Source organism: Kitasatospora sp. NPDC057518 (assembly GCF_042802075.1).
Taxonomy (GTDB): domain Bacteria; phylum Actinomycetota; class Actinomycetes; order Streptomycetales; family Streptomycetaceae; genus Kitasatospora.
Window position 1 is genome coordinate 1 of sequence record NZ_JBHVEU010000558.1, and the last position, 5,093, is coordinate 5,093.

Below are 5,093 nucleotides of genomic sequence, written 5' to 3' on the forward strand. Positions count from 1 at the left end.
CGCGGAGACCGCCGACACTAGGGGTGACGGGCCGTATACACAACGGCAGGGGTGTGTGGAATGCGTGCGGGGTCGCGGCCGGTGCCCGGGTACGGGGGTCCATCACCCGTTCGGGTGGCCGCGTGGCGGCTTCCGGTGCGGGCGGCGGGCGCGTGGGTAGCGTCGGGCCATGATCGCGGACTCGTCAACCGTCCTGACGTGTCGACGATTTGACTTATTGTCACATCAGTTAAGAGGCATCGTCGCATGGCAGAGAAGCGCCTGAAGTCCTGGGGCAACAACCGCTCCGGCCAGCTCGGGGACGGCACCTGGGCCGACCTCCGCACCACGGCCACCACCGTCCTCGGGCTCACCAGCGCCGAGGTGGTGAAGATCGCCGCCGGCGGCGCCGGTGCGAGCCTCGGGTACGGGCTGGCCCTGCTGACGGACCGTACGGTGCAGTCCTGGGGCGTCAACGGCTCGGGCCAGCTCGGCGACGGCACCGTGTTCAGCCACAACGCTCCCGGCCAGGTGGTCGACGTCTCCGACGCCACCGACATCGCGGCCGGCGGCGCGCACAGCCTCGCCCTGCTCGCCGACGGCACCGTGGTGGCCTGGGGGCAGAACACCCACGGCCAGCTCGGCAACGGGACGAACTCCGACAGCGGCGTCCCGGTCCGGGTCGAGGGCCTGCACAAGGTCGTCGCCATCGCCGCCGGCCTCCACCACAGCCTGGCGCTGCGCGAGGACGGCACCGTGTGGGCCTGGGGCTACAACGGCAACGGCCAGCTGGGCGACGGGACTTCGGCGAGCCGCGGCCTCCCGGCGCCGGTCAGCGGCCTGACCGGCGTGAGCCGGATCGCCGCCGGGGCCGGCCACAACCTCGTCCTGGTCGGCAAGCCGGGCGCCGGCGCCTCGGTGAAGGCCTGGGGCTACAACGCCACCGGCCAGCTCGGCGACAACACCACCATCAACCGCTTCACCCCGGTCGCCACCCGGCCGACCTGGTCGGGCGGCGTCTCGCAGATCGCGGCCGGCTGCAACCACAGCATGGCCGTGGTCGACGACGACAGCCGCCTCAAGGCCTGGGGCCAGAACACCGCCGGCCAGCTCGGCGACGGCACCACCGTCTTCCGCGTCCTGCCCGTCACCGTCCCCGGCCTGACGGACGTCCGCCTGGTGGCCGCCGGCCGGGAGCACACCGTGGCGCTGTCGGGCACCAGCACCGTGCACTCCTGGGGCAGCAACGGCTCCGGCCAGCTCGGCGACGGCACCACCACCGACAGCAGCACCCCGGTGCCCACCCTCACCGCGCTCACCGGCATCGACAAGATCGCCGCACCGGTGGGCGGCGACTTCAGCCTCGCCAACTGAGGCCCCGGGCGGGCGGCGTGGCGGGTTTCGTGCTCAGAGCGGGATGACGTCGACGGCCTGCGGCCCCTTGGGCCCCTGCTCCACCTGGTACTCCACCCGCTCGCCCTCCGTCAGGCTCCGGAACCCGCCCCCGACGATGCTCGAGTAGTGGACGAAGACGTCCGGGCCGGGGACGTCCGGCGTGATGAAGCCGAACCCCTTCTCGGCGTTGAACCACTTCACGGTGCCGAAGTTGACCAGGGCCCGGCGGCCCTGCGCCGCCACCGGGCCGGGCGCGGCCCGGTTCGCGCTCGCCTGCGCGGGGGTCGCCTGCGTCGGGGTCGCCCGCGTCGGGGTCGCCTGTGCCGGGGCTGCCTGTGCCGGGGCGCAGAGCGCGATCAGGGCCGCGAGGGCGAGGAGCGGCACGCACACCACGGCCGTCACGCGGCCGCGGACAAGGGAGAGAGGGGACATCGCGCACTTCCTGACGGGACGTAGCCGATCGCCCACTCACAGTGCGGGCGGGGGCCGTTCTCCCGCAAGTCCCCGGAGCGGGAAGTCGGCCCGGCCGACTTCCCGCGTCCCGGCGCCACGACGGGAACCTCAGCAGCCCCGGCCGCCCCTCCTGCCACAATGCGCGGTGAGCGTTCTCGTAGCCGCCACCATGCAGACAGTGAGGTCATCATGTCGAAGGTCAAACTGAGTACCAACCACGGCGACATCGTCCTGCGCCTCGACGCGGAGAAGGCCCCGGCGACGGTGGAGAACTTCCTCCGGTACGTCACGGACGGCTTCTACGACGGGACGGTCTTCCACCGGGTCATCGACAACTTCATGGTCCAGGGCGGCGGGATGGAGCCCGGACTGAAGCGGAAGGAGACCCGCGCGCCCATCGAGAACGAGGCCGACAACGGCCTGAAGAACGTCAAGTACTCGGTGGCGATGGCCCGCACGGGGGACCCGCACTCGGCCACCGCCCAGTTCTTCATCAACGTCGCCGACAACGACTTCCTCAACCACAGCGGCAAGAACCCCCAGGGCTGGGGCTACGCCGTCTTCGGCGAGGTGGTCGAGGGCCAGGGCGTCGTGGACGCCATCAGGGCCGTCGCCACGGGCTCCAGGGCCGGCCACCAGGACGTCCCCAAGGAGGACGTGGTCCTGGTGAAGGCCGAGGTCGTCGAGTAGGGCGGACGAGCGGGCGGGGAGCGGTCGGGAGTGGGAAGTCGGCCCGGCCGACTTCCCACTGCGCGCGGCGCGCCGGAGCAGGGCCGGGAAGCCCGGAGGCCGGAGCGCGGAAATCCGGATGACCGCGGCCGCCACCGCCCCCGACAATGGCGCATGCTGACCGACCACTGGCCGCTGCTGGGCCTGCGCCTGCGCACCCCCCGCCTCGAACTGCGCCTGCCCGCCGACGACGAACTCGCCGCCCTGGCCGACCTCGCCGCCCAAGGCGTCCACGAACCGGACCGGATGCCCTTCATCGTCCCGTGGACCGACCTCCCCCCGGCCCAGCGCGCCCGCTCCGTGGTCCAGCACCACTGGCTGCGCCTGGGCAACTGGTCCCCGGACGACTGGGCGCTGAACCTGGCCGTCTTCGAGAACGGCCGGGTCGTCGGCCTGCAGACCGTCGCCGCCCGCGACTTCGCCGTCCTGCGGCAGGCCTCCACCGGCTCCTGGCTCGGCGCGCGGCACCAGCGGCAGGGCATCGGCACCGAGATGCGCGCCGCCGTCCTGCACCTGGCCTTCGCGGGCCTGGGCGCGACGGAGGCGGTGTCGGGCGCCTTCGAGGACAACCCCTCCTCGTACGCCGTGTCGCGCAAGCACGGCTACGAACCCGACGGCGTCGACCGCCACCTGGTCCGCGGGCGCGGCGTGACGGAGCGGCGGCTGAGGCTCACCCGGGAGCGCTGGCAGGCGCGGCGCGAGGTCCCCGTCACCGTCGACGGACTGGCGCCCTGCCTGCCGCTGTTCGGCCTGCCGGGCGACCGCGGCGAGGGCATTTCAGACCCCGCGTGAGTGGGGCCTTTGGGGCGGTACGGTCAGGCGATGTACACGCTGCCGCCGAACCGCACGACCACTCGCGGCTGTCCGTTCACTCGTCCGTGAGCACCGGAAAGCGGCGCCGAGGCCTGGCAGACTCGACCGCATGCCCGAACAGACCCCCGTCCCGGCAGCGGACGAGGATGACGCCCTGCGCCCCTACGCGGCCCACTACCCCGACGTGGCGCGGGCCGGGTCGCTGCTGAACGCCCTTCGGGCACAAGCCGATCGGGCGGGGCTCCGGCTCGGGGGCGAGCCGGCCGCCGAGCCGGGCCGGCGCCGGACGGCGGCCCGGGTGAGCGCCGGGGACCGGTCGACACGGGTCGGGATGACGGCGAGGGAGCGCAGCTTCGACGTCAGCTGCTGGGCGGGCGGAGTCCACCTGGCCACCGGCAGCACCGGCGACCTCGCCGAGGCCGCCGGGGCGGTGGCCACCTGGCAGGCGGGGGCCCGCCTCGCCGAACTCCTCGCGCGGTCGCCCTTCCTGCGGACCTGGGAACTGGCCGAGGCCCACGAACGGGGCGACGCCGTGCCGGTCCGATGGCGCCGACTGCGCGAGTCCGCCACGCACGAGCGCCGACACGAAACCGGCCTGCGGGAACTCGTCGAGGCGGCCCACGCGCAGCCACGCCTGCGGGCCCTGTCGCCGGGCCGGAGCATGTACTGGCTCACCTTCAGCCGCCGGGCGGCGCCGCCGATCTCCTACGACCTGCCAAGGGTCGCGCCACTCGGCGACGGCCGCTACCGGGTGCGGTTCGACGACGGGCGGCTGCAGGACGTCGACGGCGCGGAGGCGGCCGTCGCGGCGGTCGTCGACGCGCTGCCCGACGACGCTGTGCCCTCCTGAGCCGCCGACCGCTGCGAGTTCCTGGCCGCACGCGAGCGCCGTCGTCAACTACCGGGCCGGGCCGGGCCGCCCTGCCCCGCCCCGCGTGCTGCGGCCAGGCGGGCGCGGGGCCTCCCGGGTGCGCGAACACCATGTGCGTCGACAAACGATGAACCGCACATGTCACGGCGTTCACCGCGCCGTCCACCGTTCGTTGACCGGCCGGCCGGATCGTTCACCACGGCGCGGAACACAGCCCGCGCAACCCATCCACGACCCACGGAATCGAGGGAGACCATGCGTATCTCCGCACGTACCGCCGCGCTGGCCGCGGTGACCGCCATCGGGCTCGGCACCATCGCCACCGGCACCGCCCAGGCCGCCCCGGCCCCCGCCCAGGCCGCCCTCTCGGCCGCCCGCAGCACCACGGTCCACCTGCACAACGGCACCGGCTGCACGCTCAACCGGACCGACTACTCGCTGTCCCACGGCATCTGGACCCAGGGCCAGGAGCCGCCGCAGTGGCTGGGCAACACCGGGGACGCCGTCTTCCAGTCGGAGAGCAACGGCTTCATGACCGGCACCGAGGGCTCGGTGACGTTCCAGGCGTCCAACTGCGAGGAGGGCTGGCGCAACGGCGCGGCCGTCAGGCTGCACTGGAACAACCCCTACACCGGCTCCAACGGCTACGACGACAACGGCACCACCCAGGGCATGTTCCGCACGACCCGCGACAGCGGCTCCGGCAACAACGCCGACGTCTACTGGGGCGCCTGGAAGGCCTGACCCGGTCCCCGGGCACCGCCGATCGCACCGCTGCGCCGCCCACCCGGCGCAGGCGCGCGAAGGGCGGTGCCCCGTGGCTCGGTGCCGAACGGCCCGGACAGCCCGGGCC

General features: G+C 73.7%; 6 protein-coding genes. 5 read left to right on the forward strand and 1 reads right to left on the reverse strand.

Annotated elements, in window-relative coordinates; all coding sequences use genetic code 11:
- The first annotated feature begins 246 nt into the window (after positions 1-246).
- Positions 247-1,353 carry an RCC1 domain-containing protein gene (locus ACFU7Z_RS35915; protein ID WP_380782207.1) on the forward strand — a complete coding sequence of 369 codons (1,107 nt, stop codon included), beginning with the start codon at positions 247-249 and terminating at the stop codon, positions 1,351-1,353.
- A 33-nt stretch (positions 1,354-1,386) separates the two neighbouring features.
- On the opposite strand, the gene ACFU7Z_RS35920 is transcribed toward ACFU7Z_RS35915, so the two are convergent.
- On the reverse strand, positions 1,387-1,593 hold the full coding sequence (locus ACFU7Z_RS35920) for a cold-shock protein (RefSeq protein WP_380782215.1): 207 nt from the start codon (positions 1,591-1,593) through the stop codon (positions 1,387-1,389).
- 423 nt (positions 1,594-2,016) lie between these two features.
- On the opposite strand from ACFU7Z_RS35920, the gene ACFU7Z_RS35925 reads away from it, so the two are divergent.
- From ACFU7Z_RS35925 to ACFU7Z_RS35940, 4 genes are all read left to right on the forward strand, one after another.
- Complete coding sequence (locus ACFU7Z_RS35925; RefSeq protein WP_380782209.1) at positions 2,017-2,517, forward strand: peptidylprolyl isomerase; 501 nt, start codon at positions 2,017-2,019, stop codon at positions 2,515-2,517.
- A 153-nt stretch (positions 2,518-2,670) separates the two neighbouring features.
- Complete coding sequence (locus ACFU7Z_RS35930; protein WP_074001117.1) at positions 2,671-3,348, forward strand: GNAT family N-acetyltransferase; 678 nt, start codon at positions 2,671-2,673, stop codon at positions 3,346-3,348.
- Positions 3,349-3,478: 130 nt separating this feature from the next.
- A complete protein-coding gene (locus ACFU7Z_RS35935; protein ID WP_380782211.1) occupies positions 3,479-4,219 on the forward strand; it encodes a DUF6193 family natural product biosynthesis protein in 741 nt (246 codons plus the stop codon).
- A 276-nt stretch (positions 4,220-4,495) separates the two neighbouring features.
- Positions 4,496-4,984 (forward strand): hypothetical protein, encoded by a 489-nt coding sequence (locus ACFU7Z_RS35940; protein WP_380782213.1) that lies wholly within the window; start codon positions 4,496-4,498, stop codon positions 4,982-4,984.
- Positions 4,985-5,093: the final 109 nt, after the last annotated feature.